At 38.7% G+C, this 24,941-nt stretch carries 23 protein-coding genes; 19 read left to right on the forward strand and 4 right to left on the reverse strand.

Annotated elements, in window-relative coordinates:
* On the forward strand, positions 1-325 hold a 325-nt coding region (locus tag BUB77_RS25375; protein WP_170866751.1), incomplete at its 5' end, for a transposase.
* Positions 326-385: 60 nt separating this feature from the next.
* Here the strand turns inward: BUB77_RS25375 and BUB77_RS25380 are convergent.
* Together BUB77_RS25380 and BUB77_RS25385 are read right to left on the reverse strand one after the other, a co-directional pair.
* Positions 386-1,297, reverse strand: a complete 912-nt coding sequence (locus tag BUB77_RS25380; protein WP_073279982.1) for an AraC family transcriptional regulator — start codon at positions 1,295-1,297, stop codon at positions 386-388.
* Positions 1,298-1,365: 68 nt separating this feature from the next.
* On the reverse strand, positions 1,366-2,526 hold the full coding sequence (locus BUB77_RS25385) for a DJ-1/PfpI/YhbO family deglycase/protease (protein WP_073279983.1): 1,161 nt from the start codon (positions 2,524-2,526) through the stop codon (positions 1,366-1,368).
* A gap of 334 nt (positions 2,527-2,860) precedes the next feature.
* Between BUB77_RS25385 and BUB77_RS25390 the strand changes: the two genes are divergently transcribed.
* Positions 2,861-3,181 (forward strand): DUF7716 domain-containing protein, encoded by a 321-nt coding sequence (locus BUB77_RS25390; RefSeq protein ID WP_073279984.1) that lies wholly within the window; start codon positions 2,861-2,863, stop codon positions 3,179-3,181.
* Between the two features lie 142 nt (positions 3,182-3,323).
* Here BUB77_RS25390 and BUB77_RS25395 read toward each other — a convergent pair whose 3' ends face one another.
* Complete coding sequence (locus tag BUB77_RS25395; protein ID WP_073279985.1) at positions 3,324-3,749, reverse strand: flavodoxin family protein; 426 nt, start codon at positions 3,747-3,749, stop codon at positions 3,324-3,326.
* A gap of 132 nt (positions 3,750-3,881) precedes the next feature.
* Between BUB77_RS25395 and BUB77_RS25400 the strand changes: the two genes are divergently transcribed.
* The 8 genes from BUB77_RS25400 to BUB77_RS25445 all read left to right on the forward strand — a co-directional run bounded on the left by BUB77_RS25400 (position 3,882) and on the right by BUB77_RS25445 (position 11,980).
* On the forward strand, positions 3,882-4,415 hold the full coding sequence (locus tag BUB77_RS25400) for a TetR/AcrR family transcriptional regulator (protein ID WP_073279986.1): 534 nt from the start codon (positions 3,882-3,884) through the stop codon (positions 4,413-4,415).
* 358 nt (positions 4,416-4,773) lie between these two features.
* Positions 4,774-5,448: a hypothetical protein gene (locus BUB77_RS25405; RefSeq protein WP_073279987.1), complete on the forward strand. Its 675-nt coding sequence runs from the start codon at positions 4,774-4,776 to the stop codon at positions 5,446-5,448.
* A gap of 194 nt (positions 5,449-5,642) precedes the next feature.
* Positions 5,643-6,104 carry a hypothetical protein gene (locus tag BUB77_RS25410; RefSeq protein ID WP_073279988.1) on the forward strand — a complete coding sequence of 154 codons (462 nt, stop codon included), beginning with the start codon at positions 5,643-5,645 and terminating at the stop codon, positions 6,102-6,104.
* A 95-nt stretch (positions 6,105-6,199) separates the two neighbouring features.
* Positions 6,200-7,669 carry an SMI1/KNR4 family protein gene (locus BUB77_RS25415; protein ID WP_073279989.1) on the forward strand — a complete coding sequence of 490 codons (1,470 nt, stop codon included), beginning with the start codon at positions 6,200-6,202 and terminating at the stop codon, positions 7,667-7,669.
* A gap of 606 nt (positions 7,670-8,275) precedes the next feature.
* Entirely contained in the window at positions 8,276-9,244 is a 969-nt protein-coding gene (locus tag BUB77_RS25430; RefSeq protein ID WP_073279991.1) for a hypothetical protein, read from the forward strand.
* Positions 9,245-9,490: 246 nt separating this feature from the next.
* Positions 9,491-9,934: a GNAT family N-acetyltransferase gene (locus tag BUB77_RS25435; protein ID WP_073279992.1), complete on the forward strand. Its 444-nt coding sequence runs from the start codon at positions 9,491-9,493 to the stop codon at positions 9,932-9,934.
* Positions 9,935-10,022: 88 nt separating this feature from the next.
* The gene (locus BUB77_RS25440; protein WP_073280030.1) at positions 10,023-11,552 is read left to right on the forward strand and encodes a Y-family DNA polymerase; all 1,530 of its coding nucleotides are present in this window, start codon (positions 10,023-10,025) and stop codon (positions 11,550-11,552) included.
* A complete protein-coding gene (locus tag BUB77_RS25445; RefSeq protein WP_073279993.1) occupies positions 11,549-11,980 on the forward strand; it encodes a YolD-like family protein in 432 nt (143 codons plus the stop codon). The genes BUB77_RS25440 and BUB77_RS25445 overlap by 4 nt, the downstream gene beginning before the upstream one ends.
* Positions 11,981-12,183: 203 nt before the next feature.
* Here the strand turns inward: BUB77_RS25445 and BUB77_RS25450 are convergent, their stop codons facing one another.
* Complete coding sequence (locus BUB77_RS25450) at positions 12,184-12,780, reverse strand: hypothetical protein (protein WP_073279994.1); 597 nt, start codon at positions 12,778-12,780, stop codon at positions 12,184-12,186.
* A gap of 263 nt (positions 12,781-13,043) precedes the next feature.
* Between BUB77_RS25450 and BUB77_RS25455 the strand changes: the two genes are divergently transcribed.
* The 9 genes from BUB77_RS25455 (at position 13,044) to BUB77_RS25495 (ending at position 24,887) form a co-directional block, all read left to right on the forward strand.
* Positions 13,044-13,802 (forward strand): SMI1/KNR4 family protein, encoded by a 759-nt coding sequence (locus BUB77_RS25455; protein ID WP_073279995.1) that lies wholly within the window; start codon positions 13,044-13,046, stop codon positions 13,800-13,802.
* Between the two features lie 139 nt (positions 13,803-13,941).
* Positions 13,942-14,286: a hypothetical protein gene (locus BUB77_RS25460; RefSeq protein ID WP_073279996.1), complete on the forward strand. Its 345-nt coding sequence runs from the start codon at positions 13,942-13,944 to the stop codon at positions 14,284-14,286.
* A 206-nt stretch (positions 14,287-14,492) separates the two neighbouring features.
* Complete coding sequence (locus tag BUB77_RS25465) at positions 14,493-16,364, forward strand: alpha-glucosidase (RefSeq protein ID WP_139241322.1); 1,872 nt, start codon at positions 14,493-14,495, stop codon at positions 16,362-16,364.
* Positions 16,365-16,646: 282 nt separating this feature from the next.
* Positions 16,647-17,825, forward strand: coding sequence for a pectin acetylesterase-family hydrolase (locus BUB77_RS25470; protein WP_073279997.1), 1,179 nt, complete (start codon positions 16,647-16,649; stop codon positions 17,823-17,825).
* Between the two features lie 189 nt (positions 17,826-18,014).
* The gene (locus BUB77_RS25475) at positions 18,015-19,349 is read left to right on the forward strand and encodes an alpha/beta hydrolase family protein (protein WP_073279998.1); all 1,335 of its coding nucleotides are present in this window, start codon (positions 18,015-18,017) and stop codon (positions 19,347-19,349) included.
* Positions 19,350-19,585: 236 nt separating this feature from the next.
* Positions 19,586-20,155 (forward strand): TetR/AcrR family transcriptional regulator, encoded by a 570-nt coding sequence (locus tag BUB77_RS25480; RefSeq protein WP_278277754.1) that lies wholly within the window; start codon positions 19,586-19,588, stop codon positions 20,153-20,155.
* A gap of 434 nt (positions 20,156-20,589) precedes the next feature.
* Entirely contained in the window at positions 20,590-21,519 is a 930-nt protein-coding gene (locus tag BUB77_RS25485; RefSeq protein ID WP_073280000.1) for an AraC family transcriptional regulator, read from the forward strand.
* Positions 21,520-21,549: 30 nt separating this feature from the next.
* Positions 21,550-23,910 (forward strand): excinuclease ABC subunit UvrA, encoded by a 2,361-nt coding sequence (locus tag BUB77_RS25490; RefSeq protein ID WP_073280001.1) that lies wholly within the window; start codon positions 21,550-21,552, stop codon positions 23,908-23,910.
* The gene (locus BUB77_RS25495; protein WP_073280002.1) at positions 23,907-24,887 is read left to right on the forward strand and encodes a serine hydrolase domain-containing protein; all 981 of its coding nucleotides are present in this window, start codon (positions 23,907-23,909) and stop codon (positions 24,885-24,887) included. The genes BUB77_RS25490 and BUB77_RS25495 overlap by 4 nt, the downstream gene beginning before the upstream one ends.
* The last annotated feature ends 54 nt before the right edge of the window (positions 24,888-24,941 follow it).

Raw genomic sequence — 24,941 nt, forward strand, 5'->3', positions numbered from 1 at the left:
TCATACAAAAGCCTCTCTCTATCAAACATTTCCGGCAGAGGAGGCATTTGAGTTGGCAAAACGGCTGGAAATTCATTATACCCCAAAGCATGGAAGCTGGCTCAATATAGCTGAAATAGAACTGAATGTCATGACAAGGCAGTGTTTAAAACGGCGAATATCAAAGATTGAAAAACTAAGCCAGCAGCTATCTGCTTGGGAACAAGAGCGTAACAGTAGCAAAGCAACTGTACAATGGCAGTTTAAAACAACAGATGCAAGAATAAAGTTGGCATCTTTATATCCAAAGCTTATAAGACCAGTTATCGATTTGGCTTCACACTAGTTTTGGTACAATAACAATAAGAGCCCTCTGGGCGTGTTTGCATACATTGACATTTATAGTTTACAGCATGGTGCAATGGATAGATCTATATTCAGAAGGAGAATAGCCAAAGTTTTTTTTGAACATCCTTCCAAAGTGTGTTATATCAGAAAAGCCAACCCTCTCAATAATCTCAGAGACTGGTAATAGAGTTTCTTTGAGCATTTTCGACGCTAAATACAGTCTTAGCCTAATAAGATACTCCATTACTGGATAACCTGTAATCTCACGAAATCTTTCTGTTAACGTGGTTCTGTTGATAAGAAATTTATTGGTAAGCTCCTGTATGGTTATTTTATTCATATAATTTGTGTATAAATACAGAATTATCTCTTTGATTTCACCAGGATCTTTATCAAGTTCTACGCTTTCAAGGGTTTCATCAATAATTAGTAATCTTGATAGCAAAAAAAGCATTTCTATTAGATAGGTTCTGCTCCTGCAGGGCCAATCATTATCCTTTTGTATATCCAAGGCATCTTTTATATTGTCAATAATGTTACTGATTCTGTGTGCATTGCTCGGACCAAGGTGCAGCAGACCCATAGATTCATTTGTTTTTCTTAAAAACGGGTTTAACCAGTATAGATCTTGTATTTCATTTACAGATAGCTGATTATAAGATGCTTTAAGTACAGGAAAATCGAAATGTTGATTGATAATTTGTGGATGAAAGAGGATAGCTGTACACTGAAGAGATACCTCTGATTCCAAAAAAAATGTATCTGTCTCATTCAGGCAGAGGGCAGAAGGAGCTACGATGATTTGCTTACGATTATTAAGAGTAAGTATTCCGGTACCAGAGATAACAAAAATCATTTTATAATGATCTCGCTTATTTGCACCATCTGAGAAACAATTTTCATTTGTATGGTAGATAGGAAGCTGATAGCCCTGATAAAATTTCCTACCCTCTGTAAAGTACATACTCATACGACACCTCCTGAGCAATGATATTTTTAATTATATCACTGCTCAGGAAAAAAATACAGGAATTTCTATTATTTACCAAGTATTTTTAACTCTTCACACAGCTTTAATCCGAAAGCTACTGAAGCATCTGGATTTCTTCCTGTAACAATATTGCCGGATACAACAACCTCTTTATCAACATATTTAACACCATTGTTTGTTAATTCCTTAATACCATCACTCCAGGGGAACATGGTTGCTTTTTTATCCTTGAGAATACCAGCTCTTGCCAAAATCGGCGGTGCTGCACATATTGCTGCTATAATCTTTTTTTCCTTATTGGCATCCTTCAGCAGGTTCCTGAGATCTTTATCATCCCACAGACTACCGATTACTCCCGTGCCACCAACGATAACGATTGCATCATAATCCTTTGCTTTTGCATTGGAAATCATAATATCAGTGGTACAGGTTGATCCATTTAACCCAAGCGCTTTTGAGGTAGTGCTTGCTACAGTTATATTAGCTCCATTTATCTCAAGCAACGTTTTGGGAATGTAGAACTCTACATCCTCAAAATCCTTTGGGGTTACTATCATAAGCACGTTTTTAGAGAACTTTCTAATTTTTAAAGCATCACAGACAGCCAGTCCGAAGCTTTTTGACGCAGCTGGATTCTTACCTGTCACGATATTTCCGTCGGTAACAGTCTCCTCATTAACATATATGGCACCTCTTGTGGTAAGTTCCTTTATTCCATCCTCCCAAGGAAACATGGTAACAGTTTTACCCTTCAATATTCCGGCCTTAGCGAGAGTTGGGGGAGCTGCACACATAGCTGCCACTATTTTGCCTTGAGAATTAAATTGCTGAATCAGTGTTCTCAGTTCTTCATTATCCCATAAATTACTTATAACGCCTGTTCCCCCTGGTAAAACGATGGCATCGTAGTCATCAGCCTTTGCATTACTAATTTTGATATCTGGTGTTATTTTAAATCCATTAATACCAATCGCTGTGTCAGTTGTAGTGCTGGCTATTGTTACCTTTGCACCGTTAGCCTTTAAAATAGCCATAGGTTCAACAACTTCACAGTCTTCAAAATCCTTTGGCGCAATCACCATGAGCACCTTTTTTTGTGTGGATGCTTCCTTTGCACTGACGGTATTGATTGGGCCACATATAAAAGCTCCAAGTACCATAGATAAACTCATTGTAAAACAAATCACTTTTATTAATACTTTCTTCATTTCTATTACCTCCTTTTGATATCCATAGTTTAGCAAATATGAATTTGATCTGTAATAGCGAATTGTCAGTGCTTTTCGGTGTATTAACAGGAAAATAAACTTAAGATATCCAAGATAAAATAGATAACAAGGGTGGCTATGAGTTGCTTTTATTTTTAGTTGTTTTTTATTGCGTATAGAACATATGTTGGATATAATTCATAAATAGAATCATTTTATCTTTTTGAATTAGCCGGACAAATAAGTAGCTAATATATTAGATATTTACAATAAAATATTAGAGCCCTTAGTTGAGTCATTTTCTCAAATTACTTATTTAAAAACAGGAGGAATTATGGAAACCTTACTAATGAAAGATGTTTTAGCCAATATTGATAAATATGACTGGTCTTACGCTCTTTTTCTCCCAGAAGATGAAGAGTGGGAGATTCAAACAAAATGTGCTATTTTAGACCCTGATGATGTTGAGGATGATGCTGATGAGGCTCCCAGATATGCCATTGATAATAATCTGATTTACGCTTTATCTATCCAAGATATACAGGGAATTGTCGAAAATGCATATGAGCAGAAATCGAATTGCGATGTAAAAGATTTACTGGAAGCCTTTTTATACTATTTTGATAATGATGCATTTATCGAATTTACAGATTGATGCCTCCTAATAAAATATGTAAGTGTATTATCTATGCTGTAAAAAAACAAGAGGTATGAATGGATTTTTGCAAAAAATAGGGCCACGGTTGATTTGCCGTGGCCCTATGGCAGTATGAAATTCTTGTTGCTATGCAAAACTGTTATCCAATCACCTTTTTTACGAAGTCATTAACAGCGGCAAGCTGTTTTTCGGTTAATTCGATAAAACCTTTATGAACAAAATAACCATGATTGCGCACACCGAGTTTCATAGGCAGAGTTTCGCCATGCACAGGTATCCCTTTCTCCTTAACGATAGAAGCTATTCTTATTGCTCCATCCATAGCTCCGGCAGTGGAAAAAGCAGCCACGGCCTTGACTGTTGCCGCATCTAAATTTTTCAAAACCCCTTTTAGGGAATCGTCTAAACCATGCGCATAGACGCCTCCGCCGATAAATAAAAAGTCAACCGGCTCATTAAGCGGTACAGTAATCGGCTCTGCTTTGACACCTACTTTACCTGCGATAGCTTCCGCTACTGATTTCGTATTGCCTCCTTTGGACTGATACCTGACTGCTACTTTCATTTTTATCCTCCTCACATCTTGACTATAAGACAACGTGTTGTATAATGAATTATACGACTTTGTTTCAAATTCATCAACCAACAGATATATTTAGTTTGTGGGATGATTTTTTGCTTGGGAAAGGGATAAGAAATGAAAAAACAGCCTGAAATAACGAAAAAAACAAGACAATCACTTATCGACGTTTTTTGTGAACTTTATTGCCAAAAACCGATTGAGAAAATCACAGTACAGGAAATTGCAAACAAGTCTGGATATAACCGAAGTACCTTTTATCAGTATTTTACCGATGTTTACAATTTGCTTAGCTTCGTGGAAAACGATATATTGGATTATATCCGGGAGAAGATGAAAAACAAAGAGCAAGCTGATACACGGGATATACTCCTGCTTTTCGAGGAAAAAGGAGCATGCCTAAATGCTCTATTAGGTGATTACGGTAATATCCGCTTCATAGAAAAGTTGAAAGGTGAATTTTTTTCTGATGCACAGAAATATTGTTTCCCTAAAGATAATGAAGTAGCGCCATATTTATTAGAGTTTCAAGTCTCAACTGCATTTTCACTGCTTCGTCTTTGGCAGCGCAGGCAAAAAGATTTGCCCCCAGATGAATTATATAACTTGATAGATATGCTATTCACTTCGGGAATATCTTCTGTTATATAAAACTATTAGACTACAGGATAGATGTTTTGTAGTTAAAAATGCAATATTATAAATGAAAACATACTTTGACGTGAGAGGATACTTTCACGTCTTTTTTTTGGTAGAATATAGATGGGGTACTTAACTGATCCTTGTAATGATGTTTAGGGTGTTCGAAAGCATAGCAGGATGATATAATGGTTTTAATTGGTAATACAGTTTTCACATTTACTTAATTACTATTGAGGAAATTAACGGGAATTTGGCTCCAAATTACTGGGTAAATGCTTCAGGTAATCAGGAATAATTATATAAGATACCCTCATACCTTGATATACCAAGCAAAAAATACCACCATTTAAACCGAAAAGGAGATAAAATGAAACCTGTGATAATAAATAATCAATTGAATAAAAACATTATATGGAACGGCTGTATACTTGCATCTATAGCACATGCAATAATGGTTGCTCAATATCCGGAATTATCATACGAGCATTCATGGGATGGAGAAAACTATAATATTGTTGATGGTTCGGGAGGAAGAGGGACTATTACGTTTAAGGATAAATACTTAGTGGGGGCGTTTCGAAATGAAAACTTTACTCGGACAGATATCCCTGCAGCTATAGATTTATTTATGGGGGCACCAAAGGAAGTTCTTGAGATAGCTGAGAATGAAACTTTAGAATACCTTCTTGAAGAGGATGAAGATGGTACGGCCTCGCCATCTGCCACAACTGCATTTTGGGGTGATAATGATTCTATTACTTCAATTGATAGTATCGTAAAAATAGTGCAGGGTGGTGGTTATTTATTAGAGAGGCAGTTTATGGAGAGTGATTCTGCATTTGAATCTTGGCGGGATTATTATGAGATGACTTCTGAACAAGTAGAATTGTTAAAGTCCATATATGATAGGAAAGTGAATAATACTGATGAAAACATCACGTTAACAAAAAGAGAGATTGAAATAATAGGAAAAGAAAGTCCCGAAGATTTGAGTGAAAGTATGGCTTCGTTCGAAGAAATTGGAGTATACTGGAATAAATAAAGGGGTATTATGGTACCTGGTACCGAATGAACACAACATACAGCAAATGATATGTTTTCATAGTGCTGTGCTGGTAGCAGAGCGAACTTAAAATTCTAATCAATATCAGGGTAGTTGTTTAATGTGAAATGTACCCGCAGAAATCCTCCAAGGGCAGATGTAATTTAGGTAAAAGGGAAGGAGTAAAATGGATTATGAAAATATATTATTGTGACGAATGGTCAGATATCAAAAAGAAGCCATGGAATATTTTCGATGAACAGACAGCATGCCTGCACCATCAGAAAAAACAACCCTATACGGCAATATTAACTGAGGATGAGAAACCTGAATATATGGTGAATGTGACAAAAAAATGGGTCTCGGTGAGTTTTTATGATGAACGGACTCGTAAGTATCTGAATTATGATTTTGAAGTTGTGAGTGATGGTAAACTCTTTTTAAGAACAGCCATGCATTGGGAATATGATGAAACCGGCAAGGAATTAAACAGCTTGATTATAGGTTACCGAGAAGATGGCTATCTAGCAATGGAGAAGAGAGATTTTACAACGGGTTTCGTCGAGAAACGTGAGGCCATGGATAGTATTGAGAAAAATTGGGATGTTTACCCGGAGTTTGGTGAGTATCTTTTTTTGTGCCGAAAGGAAAGGTAATCAGCTTCAACCTCGGCAGCAAAAGCCATAAGCTTATAAAAATTTTAATTTGAATATAATCTGTCTATATAAAGGATTAATAAGGAGAAAATATTATGGGGTTACAAGTGAAGCAGCATCTTTTGATAGAATTATTAGAAAAGCATATGTCTGATGTAAAAGAAAAATTGAATGATGGCATCAATAGTTTACAAATGATAGAGGTAGAGAGTATTTGTGGGAAGCTGCTGCCGGATTCATTCGTAAAGCTGTATGAAGCTGCAAATGGTGAAAATACCTATATCGGCGTAATGTTAGGATTTGATTGGCTTAGTATTGAAGAAATAATTACTTCTCATAAGGCATTAATGGGCTCTGCTTATGAAATTCTGTCCGATAAACCGGATAAGATTAAAGAAGGTGCCTATAAAAAAGGATGGATACCTTTTGCACATGACGGTTCAGGCTCGTATCTTGTTATGGATTTGGATCCTGATAAGGATGGTATGGAAGGCCAGATTATCACCATTGACAGAGAGGATCCCAATTCCTATATTATAGCTGATGGAATGAATGAACTCATTACACTGATACAACAGAGTTTGGTAAAGGGGATGTTTTTTCTTAGCAACGAAGAGGAACCCCATTTCGAGTGGGAATCAGGACATTTATTTAACGATATCAGCAGGCTGGCAGATAATAATCAAGAAAATGCGGTGGTCGAAATAGATGAATACTTTGAGCAATTTTATAAAGGAAAAGTACATGACCATTTTATTGCCATAAGTGAATTGGAGAAAACAAAAAGCTTATTTTTAAAAGATCCAGATATGAAAGATAATAACATTTTTCTGGATATTTTTAAATATATGTCTAATTTAAAGGAATTAATTATACATATTACTAATATTGAAGATTTTAGCCCTTTCCTGCATCTTTCTTCTTTACGCAAATTAGTAATAGGCGTTGATACATTAACTTCAAGTGATTATAAATATTTCACAGGGCTGAACAGGCTAAAAGAATTAACGATTTGTAATATTTCTTTAGATAACATCAAAGAACTTGCAGGCTGTAAGGGACTCAGTTGTCTCAGATTGTACAAGGTAAGTGGTTTTGATTTTAACGAAATAGGTTGTTTTACAAAAATTACGGAATTGGAATTGGAAGCGGTTAGCTGCGAAGACCTCGAGTTTTTAAGCAAACTGAAAAAGTTACAAAAGTTATCCCTTAAGAGAATAGAAATTCCCAACCTGAACTTCCTGGATGAACTAACAAATTTAACATCATTTGAAACAGATGGAAAAGCAATAGATGAAAGCAATGTAATAGCTATCCATAGTTTAAGCAAGTTAACGGAGTTAAAATACCCGATCCGCGATTTGAACCTTATCAGACCTTGCAGTAATTTAGTTGAAATATGTATTGATGCAAGTAATTATATAGGGATTGAAATACTTGGACAGACCAAAATCAGACACGTCAGTTTATATGGTGCTACATCTGAAGAACATGCCGAAAGTACAATTAAAGCCATAGAGCAGTATTGTGATTTGGCATCTTACCAATGGGAAGAGACATGGTAAGAGATCTGATACCTTATCCGAATTTGACCGCTATGTTTTTGAAAACATTGTTGAAAAAGTTATCATAGGAGGGTATGATGAAGATGGAAACAAGGACCCGGTCCAGCTGACTTTTGTATATAAAACAGGATTAAAAACAACGTAGATGTAAAGTAAAGGAGAGAATCTATGGTCTTTGCAGATTCGAAGGATATTCGAAATTGTACTGAAATAGTTAAAAAAGAATTATTGAAGAATAATGTTAACGTCAATGATGATATTCTAAATAAGATTACGTTAGATGTCATGAACATTTTTTATTCAAAAGCGGAGATTATTCTGATAAGATTATACAAAGCTTTGCTGAGACATATGTTGAAGAAGGGTTTTATAAAAAAATTCATAGAATAGATAATTATTCAAATTTTGGAAACCTCCGCCAAGGAAGTTTCAGGTTCAACGGGCATCTTTATTGACAACTCAAGACAGGTTGGGACAAATTGACAATTAAGAATAATCCTTTTATAGATTAATAAATAAAATGGGAATTTATGGGATGGCCATGTAAATAGTCTACGATTTGAAAAAAACTTACCATGTGAAGGGTTACTTTAAGGAGGATTTGCTATGTCACGTAAACTGATTGACGAGTTTTATTGGTACGACATCGAAGGGCAAAAGGACGAGAAACTGACGGATGCCGAGAAATACAAAAGAATTGTTAGCTGGGCGGTTAAAGCAAGAGGACAAAATCCGGGCGTTTTTGATGTGTTGACCGAATGGGTGCTGGACGATTCAAAATGGAGTGACGATAAACTCGCCGAAAACGAGCAAATTTTGATACAGGGCGTGTTTGTACGGTTCAAAGAACAGAATGCACAGCTTCGGGCGTACTTGTCAGAATTAGAGCCGTCTGGTGTGGTTAACGCAGCAGTGTTCAAGGCGTTAGATCGTTTTGATGATGAACTGTCAGGGATGGTTCATGACAAGCTGTTACAGGAAGCCGTAGTCAAGGTATTTGCTGACTTTTCTGCCATGCGGGAGGGCAGCATACGCGAGCAAATTGCTGGAAATAAGACAGGCCCTGCAGGTACCAATAGTGTAGATTTATTTGGATATATTAATTGCTTGAAGGACAGTGATGCAGGAGTGCAGTGGGCGCTGTTCATGCCGGATGTGGCTGAGAGGCAGCAAAAGGGCTTCAAAGTGGACAGCTTTGATTATGATGTTTTGTTTATGCACCACTACGGGCTGGGCGTGGATGTCGGTCCGTGGCATGGCGTTTGGGGGAGGTTTATGAAGGCGGATACCCCAGTACCGGAAGGATTTCTCTATTTCGACTTCGTACCGTATAGCGATGGCAAGGCGGGCCCGCCATACTGTTCCCAGTTTGCATATGCCACTTTCTCCGGCGATGTTGACTCTATGCACGAACGTGAGGGATATGACAGCGATGCCATGTACGATGTCACCAGAAACATGATGCTTGGACAAGGCGTACCGATTCCGTATCCAGATAAGTATTGGACTGCTGAAGTATTTCTTGATGGGTGTGACAAGTACAGCACCGCTTATATGTTTAGCGCGGAACTGTAGGGGTGTGCGGCGCATTGAGCAAAAGAACAAGCGTTATTTACACGTATCTTAATTGGCCCGCCAGTAAGTAAAGACCGAGAAGTACATCTTCTGCATATAATGTCTCCGTACAAATTAGCCAGTTACCCCAGGAAGACATGGCTTTCTCCTTTCAAGGGGAGGCGATGACTTATTGTGCAGTTGAAGTATGCTGTTATTAGCTCATAATCCATCTCACAGATAAAGCAGAATTAGCAGAGGTATTTTATGAAAAACATAAACGTAAGAATTGCGAGAAAAGAAGACGCGGAAGCTCTTTTCCTTTTAAATAAAGAATTTAATGGGGAAGGACTTGCATCTGTTGAATTTATAAGAAAAGCACTTGAAGAAATTATGTGTGAAATTGTATTTGTAGTAGATTGGGATAATGTGATTGCGGGGTTTTGCTGTACGCATATTCTTAAATCTATGTGCTATGAATATAATCACGCTGAAATAGCAGAATTATATATAAAAGCAGAATATCGAAAAAAAGGACTAGCCACATGTCTTATTCAATTTTGTGAAACTTATTGCAGAGAAAATTGTAATGTAAATAAAATAGTTCTGTTAACAGGAAAGAACAATTTGCAAGCGCAGAAGTTTTATAAGTCTATTGGTTTCTCAAATGTAGATGATGAGGTGCTTTTTGCTAAATATATAAGATTTTGAGTTTATTGATGCTTTATAAGGAAAATTACAATGAAAAGATTGTTACTTATTTGCAGTGCAGAGAGTTTTTGAAGGAGGTGACTGGAAAATAAACAAGAAGAACAGAACCTATATCGCAATCGACTTAAAATCTTTCTACGCATCGGTCGAGTGTATAGAACGAGACCTGGATCCGCTGACCACTAACCTTGTTGTTGCTGACACAAGCCGCACTGAAAAAACCATCTGTCTCGCCGTCTCTCCCTCCCTCAAAGCATACGGCATTTCCGGTAGAGCGAGGCTGTTTGAGGTCGTGCAAAAGGTCAAGGAAGTAAATGCGGCAAGGCTATGCGAAGCACCAGGACGAGTTTTTTCCGGCGCTTCCTTCAATGATATTGAACTAAAAGCCTCACCGGGCATCTCACTGGACTATATTGCTGCTCCGCCCAGAATGGCGCATTATATAGAGTACAGCACGCGGATTTACAATATCTACCTGAAGTACATCGCACCGGAGGATATTCATGTCTACTCCATCGATGAGGTACTCATTGATGCCACCAATTATCTAAATACCTACAATCTTTCAGCCCGTGAGCTTGCCACGAAAATGATACAGGATGTTCTTAAAACAACCGGCATTACAGCAACAGCAGGAATTGGCACGAACCTGTATCTCAGCAAGATTGCTATGGATATTCAAGCAAAGCGTATTCTGGCTGATCAAAACGGTGTGCAGATTGCTGAATTGGACGAAATGAGCTACCGTCATTTAATGTGGTCACACAGACCTTTAACAGACTTTTGGCGCGTTGGCAGGGGATATGCCAGGAAGCTGGAGGAACAAGGGCTCTTAACCATGGGGGATATTGCAAGATGCTCTATCGGTAAGCCCACCGATTATTACAACGAGGATTTACTGTACAAGTTATTCGGCATCAATGCGGAGCTGTTGATAGACCATGCATGGGGATGGGAGCCATGCACCCTTGCCGACATTAAAGCGTATAAACCAAGCACAAACAGTATAGGCTCGGGGCAGGTATTGCATTCCGCCTATACCTTTGACAAAGCAAAACTGATCGTGCGGGAAATGACCGACCTGTTGGTACTTGATCTGGTGGATAAAAGGCTTGTGACCGACCAGCTTGTTTTGACGGTCGGATATGATATTGAAAATCTGACAAACCCGGAGATAAAGAAATCATATCACGGAGCAATCACCACTGACCACTATGGACGTTCCGTTCCGAAATCTGCGCATGGTACGACAAATCTCAGCAGGCAGACCTCCTCTACAAATCTAATTATGGATGCCGTCACAGAGTTATTTGAGCGTATTGTTGACAAAGCTCTCCTGATCAGAAGAGTCAACATTACAGCCAATCATGTTGTGGATGAAGCGGCCGTTCAAAAGACAGATACCTATGAACAGCTTGATCTCTTCACGGATTATGCTGCTGTGCAGGCGAAAAAAGAGGAGGAAGAAGCCGGGCTTGCAAGAGAAAAAAAGGTGCAAAAAGCAATGCTGGAGATAAAAAAGAAATATGGTAAGAACGCCATACTAAAAGGTATAAATCTGGAGGAAGGCGCTACAACAGTAGACCGGAATAAACAGATTGGAGGGCACAAAGCATGACGAGATCATATGATGACATTATCCGTCTGCCCCACCATGTTTCTTTGAAACATCCTCATATGACAAACATTGACCGGGCTGCTCAATTTTCCCCCTTCGCCGCACTGACCGGCTATGATGCCGCCATCAAAGAAACCGCAAGACTTACTGTCGAGAAAGTAGAATTGAACGAAGATATCAAGGACGCTTTGAGCGACAGGCTGCAAATCATAGCAGAGCGGATTAAAGAACATCCCGAAATCACAATTACCTACTTTCAGCCGGATGCGAAGAAGAATGGCGGTGCCTATGCGACTTCTATCGGTACGGTTCAAAAGATAGACGAATATGATCGGATTGTTGTTATGACCGATGGCATAGCAATCCCCATTGACGAAATCATCAGCATAGATGGGCCGATATTCGAAACTATGTATAATGGACAATAACGATATAATGAGAATTTTGTGGGTGTTAGCCCTTGATAAATAACAGGCAGACAAGTATTCTCCATAAAGCAGAGTGTATAATTAGATGATATTTTATAAATACAGCCGGAAATGTGCTAAACATCCCAGTCCGGCATATGAATTGCACCTTAAATTTGACATAATGACAAATTTAAGGTGTAATTCATTACAGGATAGAGATGTTAAATTACTTTTACACGATAGGCAGGACTTTGTGGTGGAATACTCATAGTTTGGAAATCCGCATGCTCCACAATTACCATCTGTCCAGGCTTAACTTGCCCTAGTGGAATTCTATTTCCATTTCGTCCAATTATAATTGTGTCATCTGAGATGATAAAACTTATTTGTTCAGAAAGATCAAATGGGTTTCCTGTTGTAAGAACACCGTTTACGGCATCATTGCTTACCACACGATCTGTTGTGACCATTGTATTAGATTCATCTCTGATAACAATTATACTATAAGCACTTGATTGAGGGGGAATACTGCTTGTTACAGCAGCCGAGAATTCAGCGTTAACACGCATTCCAACTTCCAAATTGCAAAGGCTTAGGGGGGCTCCATATTGACTTATAATTATGGTATATCGACTTACATTTAATCTTATTTGTTCATTTTGATTTCCGGAATTTGGAAGAGGTACAGTATAAGAAATCAATATATAGCCGGTTTCGCAAGTTTCAACGTTAACCTCTTCGATTACAGCATTTTCTACTCGTATAATATTACTACTCGGTTGTAAAAAATCTTGAAAAGGGGCTCCAAAATAATCCATCTAAATGCCTCTTAAATTATGAATTGTTATAATTACATTATATGTCAGAATCTATATAAGTTCCGTTAATAGATTACTTCTTAAAAAATGACCGCTGATGCTTGGGTTTACTTGCTCGGTGAACTACCCAGTAACGAACAGCGAATTCTGCTCAATATTGAAATGCATGCCGTAGATGCAATGCACTCCTCTTTAAGACTTTCTAAAACAAGCCGATACTTATAGTGAGTGATAGATAATTTATTATGTTGGAGGCGTGCAGCGTGAAAGAAACTTTTGAATTATTGGAAAATCTTTTATCTGCTCATTATGATGAAGGCTTTGGGAATTCAGAGAAGGAAATTGCGGAAAAAGAAGCTGGATTAGGAATTGAATTTCCTGAATTGCTCAGAGGTTATTATAAAAAATACGGGAGGTGCAACTATATAGCACAAGACTGCAATAATCAATACGAACCGCTGCTACTACAGGATTTTTTTATTCCGGGAGAGGACTTTTTTGCAGATGATAAGGATTATCTCGTATTTTATCAATGTAAAGAATCCGTGATATATTGTGGTATAAAATTGAGTGACCTTTGGATTGAAGACCCACCGATATATATATGTGTATGGGATAATCCTGGCTGGTATTTGGAGAACAGCTCACTCAGCAACTTTCTTGTCTGCAAGGCGCTAATACAGATAGCTTTGGATGGGAGACTCCCATATTGGGCGTTCTTTGGAGAAAGCATGTGGAAACTGTCGGATTACTGCAAAGCTTGGCAAATAAGTGATGATTGCATTGAGATTGAAGAAACCACACCAACGCCTGCGTGGAAAATATTTATCAAGGATGATGTCCTGATTGTGCTTGAATCTGCACTTGATGAAAATGAGGACTATATTCTAGGAGTGAGTTTGGCATCATTTGATAAGGCGAGTGTAAAAAAAATGCTGCTCATCAATACACAGGCAGGTGAACTACCGCATTATCAGACGAATTTACTGGCTGGTGCAGGTAGGAATGGAATTTATGAGTGATATATTTCGTATTACATAGGAATAATTATAGTAGCATATAGGAAGCTTACAAAGCGGATTTGGCGAAAGGTCGTGATGCATTTGATAAAGTACAAGTGCGTATGTAACAATTAATAGATATAAATATGGAGGTTCCAATATGGCACGTGATTTAAGTTTCTGGAAATATAAGGAGAAAAATAAAGGATTCGAGCATAGCAAAATATATGAGAAACTCTCAAATGCCGAATATGTTGAAGAAGTGGCTGAAATACCGGTAGATTTAGTGAAAGCAGAAATTGAAAAGGTTTATAACGGCTGGGAAAAAGAAGATGAAAATAACTATATATTGGGTTCGGAAGCATTTGAACTTATGCTGACCAATCAATTTGCACGTATTGATTGCTATGGAATGACAGAACAACATATGAATCAAATGATAGACGTGATGGATAAATTTGATTGTCCGTTGTATGATTCAGCAATAGATGTTAGATTTGAATGAGAATAGCTTATAGTATACCAGTAGATAAAAGTCTACTGGTATACTTTTAAGGAGGGTTATTTACCTTGGTCCGCCAATATATAAAGCAAGAAAAGAAAACGCCATTACAGATAAAATCAGACGCTTATTTATGGTCGAAACGGAAACAGCAGCAGGATTTTATGAAAAGATAGGATTTAAGCCTAATAAAGATGGAGTGATGTTCTATGCTAACAAAAAAAAGCCGTATCAAAGATGTGTATGCAAATCCAATTGGTCGGGACATTATTGACCGAGTGCTCTTACAAATGAATATAAGCAAAAAAGCAGTTAACAATCCAATTATAGGTAGTTTAAGGCTAAAGGTTTTACCGAAGCTGTTGAAAAGCCAGCTGGATGAAGGTTTCGTGGATACATTACTTACACTTTTAAACACGGAACATGAAACAGCAAAGGGCAATGATGAGATGATTCTAAAAGCTTGGTGGAAGGAAGCTGTATTCTATCAGATTTATACTAGAAGCTTTAAAGATAGCAATGGAGATGGCATTGGGGATCTGCAGGGTATCATAAGTAAATTGGATTACATAAAAGAGTTGGGTATCGATGCTATTTGGCTTTCACCAATTTATGATTCTCCTAATGATGATAATGGGTACGACATAAGAGATTATCATAAAATCATGGCTGAGTTTGGAACAATGGAGGACTTTAATCAGCTGTTAACTGAGGTTCATAACCGTGACATGAAGCTTATTATGGATCTTGTGGTAAACCATACCTCAGATGAACATAAGTGGTATCAGAAAGCCATTCAAGAACCGAATTCCAAGTATGGAGATTATTATATTTTTAAGGATCAGCCTAACAACTGGACATCATTTTTTAGTGGCAGTGCTTGGAACTATGTAGAAGAACGTGGGCAATATGCACTGCATTTATTCTCAAAGAAACAGATTGATTTAAACTGGGAAAATGAAACGCTGCGCCAGGAGATTCATGATATGATAAAATGGTGGCTGGAAAAGGGTATAGATGGATTTCGTTTGGATGTTATTAATTATATATCTAAGCGCAGTGGCTTGCCAGAAGCAAATGAAAGTATTGGCAAGCTTATGGAATATAAGGGGGTAGAACATTATTTCTATGGACCTCGTCTCCATGAGTATCTGCATGATATGAAAGAGAAGGTGTTTATCCCCTATAATGCTTTTTCGGTTGGAGAAACTCCCGGAATAGGAATGGAAATGAGCAAGCTATTGACTGCTGATTATCGAAAGGAGCTGGATATGGTATTCTCCTTTGATCATCTGGAAATGCCGGGGCGTACACGTTTTGATGATTATCATTATGATCTTAATTATTTAAAAAGCTTTATGATTAACTGGATGGAAAATTACGGGGAGCATTGTCAGCCATCACTGTTTTTTGAAAACCATGATAATCCACGCATGATTTCTAAAATAAATTCAGAGCGACAGTATCGGAATGTCCTGGGTAAGCTTTTAGCTGTAATACAGCTTACACTACGAGGCACGCCATTTATTTACCAGGGGCAAGAGCTTGGAATGATCAATCAAAACTTTCAATCTATTGAGGAGCTTCGTGATGTGGAGTCGTTGAATCTTTATGATGAGTTATGTAACACCATGAAAAAAGAAGAGGCATTTTCAAAGATATTAGCCGGTTCAAGAGATCATGCCAGAACACCAATGCAGTGGAATAATCAGCAATATGCAGGCTTTTCTACCGGGAAGCCGTGGATTATGATGGATGAGGACTATAAGATTTGCAATGTGGAGACGCAGTTTCAAGATGAGAACTCTATCCTTCGTTTTTTTCAGAACTTGATTACTTTGCGTAAGGAGCATAGGGTCATTTATTATGGAGAGGTACTATTTATCAATCAAAAAGAAAAAGATCTATTCGCCTATTATCGTAAGGATGGAACAGAAACGCTGTATATTGAGATAAATTTGAGTTCATCCAATAAGAAACGAACAAAATATCCGGAGGGGATTCGTTTGCTATCGAATTATGCGGAGGATTCATCGTCATTCCTACGGCCATATGAAGCAAGTATATGGAAATATAATTAGTTTTTATGTTTCCCCTGGAAAAATGTTTGATTGCAGCAATTACTCCAGATGATTTTGATGTTACTATTCAATGGACGCTGACATTATTTACTGAAAAAGCTAATCCACTATTTAAAGATAACGTCGATATAGAAGAAAAATATTCGTTATGAATATCCGCCGCATGTTGAGAGTATAGTTCTGATGATGAATTAAAATAATAAGCTTATATGATATTTAAGCAAAATTTGGAGCCTGTCCTAAACGTACTAATTTAGAATAAAACGATATAGTGGAGAATTTATGAAAATAAAAAATAAAATCCTGAAAAGAATATTGATAGTATTATCCGTATTTATAGCGTTCTTCTTAGTTTTAATAGCAATACTATTTATCTTCATCATTAAAAGACCAACACAAATCAATGACTTTAGTAAAACTGAATTAAATAAATGGAACAAAATTACGTTAGGCAGTTCGGTGAAATCAGGGGATGGTTCAGAGTATTACCTGCTGAGCAAAAGAGGCACCAGCAAGAACTGGATTATCTTTTTTTCAGGTGGTGGGATGAATTGGGATGATGCATCAACAGCTTCACCTATTACTATTTCCAGTGTGCTGCATGGAAAGGCCCTTACCTACTTTGCAAATATTCCGTTTTATAAGGTCAGCACAATGGGGGGAATTCTAGAAGCCGACAACAAAAGGAATCCATTCAATGACTGGAATTTTATCTATATTCCTTATAGCACTGGCGATTTTCATATTGGGAATAATTCCGTAACATATGAAAAAAATAATAAAACTTGTATCTCGTATCATAACGGCAAGACAAATGTCCTTGCATGCTTAAACTGGTTTATTAAAAATGCTACAGAGCCTGATAAAATATTCGTATGTGGTGAAAGTGCGGGAGGGTTTGGTGCAGCTTTCTGGACGCCATATATTGCTGAGCATGAAAACAATGCTCAAATCTTCGAATATTCCGACAGCTCCTATATTAATACCGATAGATGGGCAGACATTGTTGATTCCTACTGGAATGCGGATTTTGTAAACACCTTTGGCTATGAACCAAAATCAGATATTATTACTACGGCATTGTCTTACGATGCCGCTGCCTATCCTAATATAACTTTTTTACAGTCGAATACCCTTTATGACAACTTGCTTATAAATTTCCAAAAGAGATTGAATGGAGTTCAGATGGATGATTCGGAGTATAAATATATTTGGTCAGAACAAATGCTTAACTCCACGAAAAAATTATCGGCAAATTATCATAACTATTACTATTTTATATCGGATTATTCACTTGATTCTAAGAAAGGAACATCTCCGCATACTTTAAGTGTTGCAGGCAGCTTTTATGATGCAAACGAAGAAGATATCAGTCTTTGCAACTGGTTATTTGATTCAGTAGAGAATGGCTTGCGAAGGTGCGTAGGAACCAGATTTTTTAAGGAGTCTGCTGGATATTAATTTTTCAGGAGTCTCAACCTTTTTCCATTTATAGTAATATAACCTTATTTGAGAGATTTAGCGGCGGCTTTGCAATAATTGAAAAGCAAAGCCGCTATTATTTTAATAATAAGTTAATTTGGTTATTGACTGACTAACAGTCAGTGAGGTATAATAACAGCATCATAAATTATAAAGGAGATGGATATTATGAAGCTTGATTTCTTGGACATGGATATTGGGACACTCGCATTCAGATTTGTACGCTCACTGATGGTTGCAGGAACCGGAGGTGCTGAAATTAACGAGTGCCTTTTGGCTTTGGAGAGGGCTCAGGACGACAGCGACGAAACCTGGGTAGTTGAATGGGAAAAAATTGCGGAAAAGGTCTTTCATCATGCGGAACAAGCTGATAAATCCGGACAGGAGATTTCAGCCCGCAACGCATATTTCAGAGCGAGCAATTATTACAGGACGGCAATGTTTTCACTGCCGCCTACCGACGAACGCCTTTTCAAATACTTGACACTGAACCGTGAACTGTTCCATAAGGCATTAAAGTGCTGTGCATCAAGAGTCGAAATCGTGGGAATTCCTTTTGGCAAATCCACCCTTCCGGGATATTACATTTCAGCAGATCCGGCAGGCGCGGCTAAGAGACCCACATTGATAGCGCTTAATGGAGGCGACTCGTGCAATGAAGAGACATTTCACTGGATGGGATTCACTGCCGCGGAAAGGGGCTGGAATTGCCTTACGTTTGAAGGTCCCGGACAGTGGAGCGCATTGCAGCTGAACCCGGATTTGCCCCTGCATGTAGAATGGGAAGAAGAACTAAAAGCTGCAGTGGATTACCTTTTACAGCGCAATGACGTAGATCCCGATAATATATGCCTGATGGGATTTTCCTTATCAACTATGTTAGCATCGCGTGCAGTTGCATTTGAGAAAAGAATAAGAGCATGCGTACTCTCAGGAGGCCCGATTGTGGACGTGAACGAAGCCTATGAAGCTGTCCTGCCTCCGGATATTCAAAATGCCGCACCGGAAGTCAGAGATTCTATGTTTGCTATGATGGAAAAAGCTGAGCCAAGATTAGCTGCCTTTGCCAACCATTACAGATGGGTGTTTGGCATACCTGATGCAACAATAAGCCAGCTTATGAACGCATGGGAGCCTTTCAATATCAAGGAACTTTCCGATAAAATAGAATGCCCTGTGCTGTCGATTATGGGAGAAGCAGAAATCATGCAGACCGATTTGGTCACAACAGTCGGAATCATGCAGTTTATTAGCAAGCTAAGGTGTCCGTTTTCACTTAAGATATACGGCATTGAAGAAGACGGATGGGCGGCCAGTCATTGCCAGATGGGAGCTTTAAGCGATATGACAGACTTAGTGTTTGATTGGCTTGACAATGCTTCGAAGGACAAAAGCGGAATAATAAAATCCTATACAAAACCTGACTGGAGTCTTATTAAAAAGTATCATGACAGCAGAGAACTGGATGAAATTCTTCAGAATATCAGGCTTCACATCGTGTAAACTTAAATGAGTTATTTAAATATTTTCATTACTTCTTTAAGACCCGGGCTGCATTCTTGTTGCTCAGGTCTTTTTGATGATATCCCCGAAGCATTATATTGACAGCAGCTGTTGATTAAAAGTGTTGATTGACTGAATGCTAGTCAGAGAGTTACAATAAATTAATAAAATATTTTGTAGGAGGTTTTATTATAACAAGAATATCTAAATATCCCGAAGAGCGAAAGAACGAGTTAATAGACACAGCCCTCTTGTTATTTATGGAGAAAGGGTTTGACAATACTTCGGTAAATGATATCGTCAAAAAGGTTGGAGTTGCTCAGGGGCTCTTCTATTACTATTTCAGCTCAAAGTATGAAATGCTGAACGCAGTTGTTGAAAGATACCTGGACAGAATCGCTGTATCGCTTAATGAATTAATGGAAGACAATAGCCTCAATACTGAAAAAAAGCTGGTGCTATTTCTTGAATTCCTTTTAAAGTATGGAGAAAAAAATGAGAATTTTGCTGCTGACCTGCATAGAGATGAAAATGCAATAATACATCATAAACTTACAGATAAGGCCAATGAGCTCATTCCTCCTATATTTCTGAGATTGATTAATGAAGGTGTAGAAAAAGGCATCTGGAGCATGCCGTATTCCGGAGAAATGCTGGAAATACTTGTTTTAGGAATAGGAGATTATTTGCACAAATACTATTTCAGCCCAGATGCAGGAGTATTTGAAAATAAAATGAAAGTTCTGGAAAGGTTTATCGAGCAGATGCTGGGAGCGGAGGAAGGCAGCCTAAGCTTGGAGCTGTGATTTTTCATGGCGATGCTTATGCTTTCTTGTAATTGAAATTCTCTGCCGCCAAGAGGCTACCAGATACAAAGGTCATCTTTTTTGAACTTCCAAGGCATATCAAAACCCTGGTGCTGATACCAAAAAAGTGAGATTCTGGAAGAGTTGATGATACAGATTTGATAATGATGTAATATAAAAGTCGATAATTTGTCTTGATTTTACCCCTCGGTATGTGTTTGTGAGAACATATCGAGGGGTGATTTTTTGAAGTGAGGTTGCGTTGACAGGATATAGTTTGGTTATTTTGGAGAAGTTGGATGAGACAGGATTGATGCTGTAAAAAATGTAGTTAAAAGGCTGGTAAATTAGTAAATTAAGATTAATTAGTAAAGAATTAGCATTTCTGGTATACTGGTAGTAACAGTAACAGTAACAGTAACAGGAGGGGGCATATGACAAATCAGAAGTGTCAGATAGAGTACCTACGAAGAATTCATAAAGTGCAGGATTACATCGAGCAGCATTTAGGACAGTCCCTATCCATCACAGAGCTTGCTGATACTGCTGGATTTTCCAAATATCATTTCAGCCGTATTTTTCAGGGCATATTGCATGAGCCGTTAGCCCATTATGTGAATCGAATTCGAATGGAGAGGGCACTGTTTTTGCTGGCACACCGGACAGATAAGAATATGACGGATATTGCTTATGAACTTGGACTTTCGGATTCAGCCGTATTTTCCCGGGCATTTAAGAATTACTTTGGAGTCAGTCCAAGAGAATACCGGAAGGAATATAGCAAGAATCGCAAAGATTCTTATCTTTTGTCTGAGTACAATAAGAGTACAGCAAAGAAAGAATGGGCAGGCAATCCATATCCTGTTACCGGGCAGATTACGATAGAAAACCTGAAAGAGAAACAGGTTGCTTATGTCAGGCATACGGGCACTTATGAGACATTGGCAAAAGAGTATGTGCATCTGATGCAGGCGTTATTTGATTATGCGAAGGAACAACACCTTCTTGTTGAGGATAAGAACTGGGTCCTTGCCATGTATCATGACAACCCGGAATTCGGAGAAGAGAGCCAGTTTCGGACTAGTCTGTGTCTGACGGTGCCGGAAGACATCAAAGTTAAGGAAGACGGAATCCTTGGGAGGATGAATTTAGAAGGCGGTCTGTATGCGGTCGGACATTTTCAGATTAGGAAGGAGCAGTACAGTGATGCATGGAATTATATGTATCAGGAGTGGATTATGGGCAGCGGGTATGTTCCAAGAGACTACAATCCATTTGAAGTGTATCGAAACATTCCCTCTGAAGGTGAGAGTCCTATCCATGAGGTGGACATCTACGTCCCCATTGAGCCCATTCATTTCTAATATGCTGCAAATCAATTCAGAGGTGAGCATATGGAAGAAATCAAGATTCAAGGGGCACGAATCCATAATCTAAAAAATATCAATCTAACGATTCCTAAGCAACAATTAGTAATCATTACAGGTATCAGCGGGTCCGGAAAATCCAGTCTTGCATTTGATATTTTATTTGAAGAAGGCAAAAACCAATATCTACGCTCGATTGGCATTCTGGCTGGACTTGATAACGAAGATCGGTTCGACACGATAGAAGGAATTGGCCCAGCGGTGGCGGTGCACCAGAATACCATAAGACAGAGCAATCCCCGTTCTACAGTGGGCACAAAGACCGGAATACTAAATCAGCTGGCGCTCATTTATGCCAGTGATGGAAAAGCTTTGGAGGAGGAGAGGGAACATCTTTCCCCCAGTGCATTTCTCTATACAACGGCTGATGGCATGTGTATTAACTGCCAGGGAAGAGGTGCTTATTATGATATCAATCTGGAACAGTTAATCCCTGATAAAACAACAACGCTATTAGAGGTCTATGAAAACCTTAAAGTAACCGCCGGTTTCTTACGGATTCTAAAGAAGAAATATGATATGTATTTTGGGACCCCATTCTGGCAGCTTCCGGAAGATATTAGGGACGAAGTGGTCTATGGAACATATGACAACGGCAAACAAAGCTATTGTCTGGAGCGGATACTTAAGAATGCTTATGAAAAGGGCGAGGATGTAGAGGAAATCTATGCGAAGACAGAATGTCCGGATTGTCATGGGGAAAGGGTCAGTGATGATGCCAGAGAAGTCTTTCTTCATGGAAAGCAGATTGGTGAACTGGGACAGATGACACTGACAGGTCTTCTTGATTTTCTGGATGGGATATTGGACGAGGAACTATCCCAGTTTAGTAAGAACGTTGTAAAACATGTAAGGCGGAAAATAAAGCATCTGATTCAGTTTCGCTTGGGACATTTGACTCTTTACCGGGAGATGTCATCGTTAAGCGGCGGCGAGGTACAGCGCATCTTTCTCCATCTCCACCTGGAGTCAGGGCTGGATTCTCTGATCTATGTCTTTGATGAGCCGATGGCAGGACTACACCCGTCTGAGAAGCAAATCATGATCAAAGCGGTAAAGGAATTAAGGAACATTGGCAATACAGTGATTGTGGTAGAGCATGATAAAGAGATGATTTGTCAAGCGGACCATGTGATTGAGATTGGTCCTAAGGCTGGTGTAGAAGGAGGAACTGTAGTTTACCAGGGTGATTATGAAGAATACAGGAAAGCGGACACTCTGCTTAGTCAGTATCTTTCCGGTAAATGTTTAATGCCGGAACGGACGGTCAGAAAGCGTAGCTTTGATGAAGAAGACAGCCTGATTCTGGAACATGCAGGTACCCATTATTTAAAGAATTTAACAGTAGCATTCCCACTTCATGCTATGGTAGGGATTGCCGGGCTATCCGGGAGTGGTAAGAGTTCTCTGATTGAAGGGACACTATTAAAACGTCTTGCCAGCGCAAGCAAATTTAATAAAGCATTTGCAAGCAAATTTAATAAAGCATTTGCAAGCAAATTTGATAAAGCATTTCCTGGTAAATTAGGTCATGCAACCGGTATAGCAGGTGTAGAACGGATAAGTTGTTTTGTAAAGATATCCCAGGAACCGATTGGAAGAAGTGCCAGCTCTACGCCAGCCTCTTATATTGGAATCTGGGATAAGGTCAGGGAGCTTTTTGCTGCTCAGCCGGAGGCAAAGAGAAGGAACATGAGTGCCGGACATTTCTCGTTCCATTCAAAAGGAGCATGCCCGGACTGTGGTGGCAGCGGCTATGAAAGAATCTTCCTGACCGCTGATTTTTCTGTTGATAAGCAATGCCAGAGGTGTCACGGCAAACGGTTTCAGGAAGATAGCCTTTTCGTGGAATATAAGGGGAAAACGATTACTGATGTATTAGACATGAGTATTGCAGATGCGTGCTCCTTTTTTACAGATCAGTGCAGCATTGTAAAGCCTCTGCGTATCTTAGAGCAAATGGGCATGGGATACTTAACTCTTGGTCAGCCCACTTCTTCTTTAAGCGGTGGTGAGGCACAGAGAGTAAAGCTTGCCAAAGAGCTGGGCCGGCAGCGAGGGGGCAATGTGCTCTATGTGCTGGATGAACCAACAACCGGACTTAGCCTGTATGATACGGCATTGCTGCTAAAGCTATTAGATCAGCTGGTTACCAGTGGAAATTCAGTGATTGTCATTGAACACAATACAGAGGTCTTAAAGAACTGTGATTATATTATTGAACTTGGTCCGGAAGGCGGAGATAGGGGCGGTGAGATTATTGCGGAAGGAACACCGGAGCAGCTCATAGACAATCCTAATTCCAGGACAGGGAGGTATCTGAAATGACTTTAAAAACGCAGATGGAAAGGATAATAAATAAAAGCTACAACAATATCGGAGGCATTATTGTACTGAAAGGCGGTAAAACAGTATATGAAAACTATTTGAATGATTGCACTGCTGCCAGTACCTTACATGTTTTTTCAGTAACAAAAAGTATTATTTCCATATTAATTGGTATTGCAATAGACAAGGGTCATATAAAAAGCATCAACCAGAAAGTATTGGATTTTTTCCCGGATTATACAGTGAAAAGAGGAGAAAAAACGATACAGGATGTAACACTTAAGGATTTGCTCACAATGACAGCTCCATATAAATATAAAGCAGAACCCTACACAGAATATTTTACAAGCGATGACTGGGTAAAGAGTGCGCTTGATTTATTAGGAGGTAAGGGAAAGATAGGAGAATTTAGATATACTCCTCTTATAGGACCAGATATTTTGTCTGGTATTCTGGTAAAAACAACTGGGCGATCCGTAATTGATTTTGCGACAGAATACGTATTCTCACCATTAGGAATTAATGTTCCGGGCAATATAGTTTTTCGCAATGAGGAGGAACAGCTTGCCTGGTATAAAGAAAAAAATGTAAGAGGCTGGGTTGCCGACAGGAATGGAGTAAACACAGCGGGCTGGGGACTTTCGCTGACACCTATGGATATGGCAAAGATAGGCCAGCTATATTTAGATGGTGGAGTGTGGAAGGATAGACAAATGGTACCGGCATGGTGGATAGAAGAGAGTACAAAGGAACATAGCAGATGTAACCAGTATAAGCTGTCATATGGTTATCTGTGGTGGATTATTGATGATAAAGAACATATTTATGCTGCTATGGGAGATGGGGGGAATGTGATTTACGTCAATGCAAAGAAAAAAATGGTGGTTTCCATTGCTTCTCTTTCTATGCCACATGCGAAGGATAGGATTAAATTAATGAAAGAATATATTGAACCGGTGTTTGAAAATTATATATAGTGAATCCAATTTTTATGCTTTTGCTAAAAGTTACGGCTTTTAGGCAAAAGCATT

It is taken from the genome of Anaerocolumna jejuensis DSM 15929 (genome assembly GCF_900142215.1).
GTDB classification, from domain to species: domain Bacteria; phylum Bacillota; class Clostridia; order Lachnospirales; family Lachnospiraceae; genus Anaerocolumna; species Anaerocolumna jejuensis.

Excerpts from the sequence above, each read along its gene's own strand:
- BUB77_RS25470 (WP_073279997.1), top strand. The coding sequence starts at position 16,647 with ATGAAAATAAAAAATAAAATCCTGAAAAGAATATTGATAGTATTATCC.
- BUB77_RS25485 (WP_073280000.1), top strand. The coding sequence starts at position 20,590 with ATGACAAATCAGAAGTGTCAGATAGAGTACCTACGAAGAATTCATAAA.
- BUB77_RS25390 (WP_073279984.1), top strand. The coding sequence starts at position 2,861 with ATGGAAACCTTACTAATGAAAGATGTTTTAGCCAATATTGATAAATAT.
- BUB77_RS25380 (WP_073279982.1), bottom strand. The coding sequence starts at position 1,297 with ATGAGTATGTACTTTACAGAGGGTAGGAAATTTTATCAGGGCTATCAG.
- BUB77_RS25395 (WP_073279985.1), bottom strand. The coding sequence starts at position 3,749 with ATGAAAGTAGCAGTCAGGTATCAGTCCAAAGGAGGCAATACGAAATCA.
- BUB77_RS25450 (WP_073279994.1), bottom strand. The coding sequence starts at position 12,780 with ATGGATTATTTTGGAGCCCCTTTTCAAGATTTTTTACAACCGAGTAGT.
- BUB77_RS25465 (WP_139241322.1), top strand. The coding sequence starts at position 14,493 with ATGCTAACAAAAAAAAGCCGTATCAAAGATGTGTATGCAAATCCAATT.
- BUB77_RS25410 (WP_073279988.1), top strand. The coding sequence starts at position 5,643 with ATGAAAATATATTATTGTGACGAATGGTCAGATATCAAAAAGAAGCCA.
- BUB77_RS25490 (WP_073280001.1), top strand. The coding sequence starts at position 21,550 with ATGGAAGAAATCAAGATTCAAGGGGCACGAATCCATAATCTAAAAAAT.
- BUB77_RS25385 (WP_073279983.1), bottom strand. The coding sequence starts at position 2,526 with ATGAAGAAAGTATTAATAAAAGTGATTTGTTTTACAATGAGTTTATCT.
- BUB77_RS25460 (WP_073279996.1), top strand. The coding sequence starts at position 13,942 with ATGGCACGTGATTTAAGTTTCTGGAAATATAAGGAGAAAAATAAAGGA.
- BUB77_RS25475 (WP_073279998.1), top strand. The coding sequence starts at position 18,015 with ATGAAGCTTGATTTCTTGGACATGGATATTGGGACACTCGCATTCAGA.
- BUB77_RS25405 (WP_073279987.1), top strand. The coding sequence starts at position 4,774 with ATGAAACCTGTGATAATAAATAATCAATTGAATAAAAACATTATATGG.
- BUB77_RS25430 (WP_073279991.1), top strand. The coding sequence starts at position 8,276 with ATGTCACGTAAACTGATTGACGAGTTTTATTGGTACGACATCGAAGGG.
- BUB77_RS25415 (WP_073279989.1), top strand. The coding sequence starts at position 6,200 with ATGGGGTTACAAGTGAAGCAGCATCTTTTGATAGAATTATTAGAAAAG.
- BUB77_RS25435 (WP_073279992.1), top strand. The coding sequence starts at position 9,491 with ATGAAAAACATAAACGTAAGAATTGCGAGAAAAGAAGACGCGGAAGCT.
- BUB77_RS25400 (WP_073279986.1), top strand. The coding sequence starts at position 3,882 with ATGAAAAAACAGCCTGAAATAACGAAAAAAACAAGACAATCACTTATC.
- BUB77_RS25445 (WP_073279993.1), top strand. The coding sequence starts at position 11,549 with ATGACGAGATCATATGATGACATTATCCGTCTGCCCCACCATGTTTCT.
- BUB77_RS25495 (WP_073280002.1), top strand. The coding sequence starts at position 23,907 with ATGACTTTAAAAACGCAGATGGAAAGGATAATAAATAAAAGCTACAAC.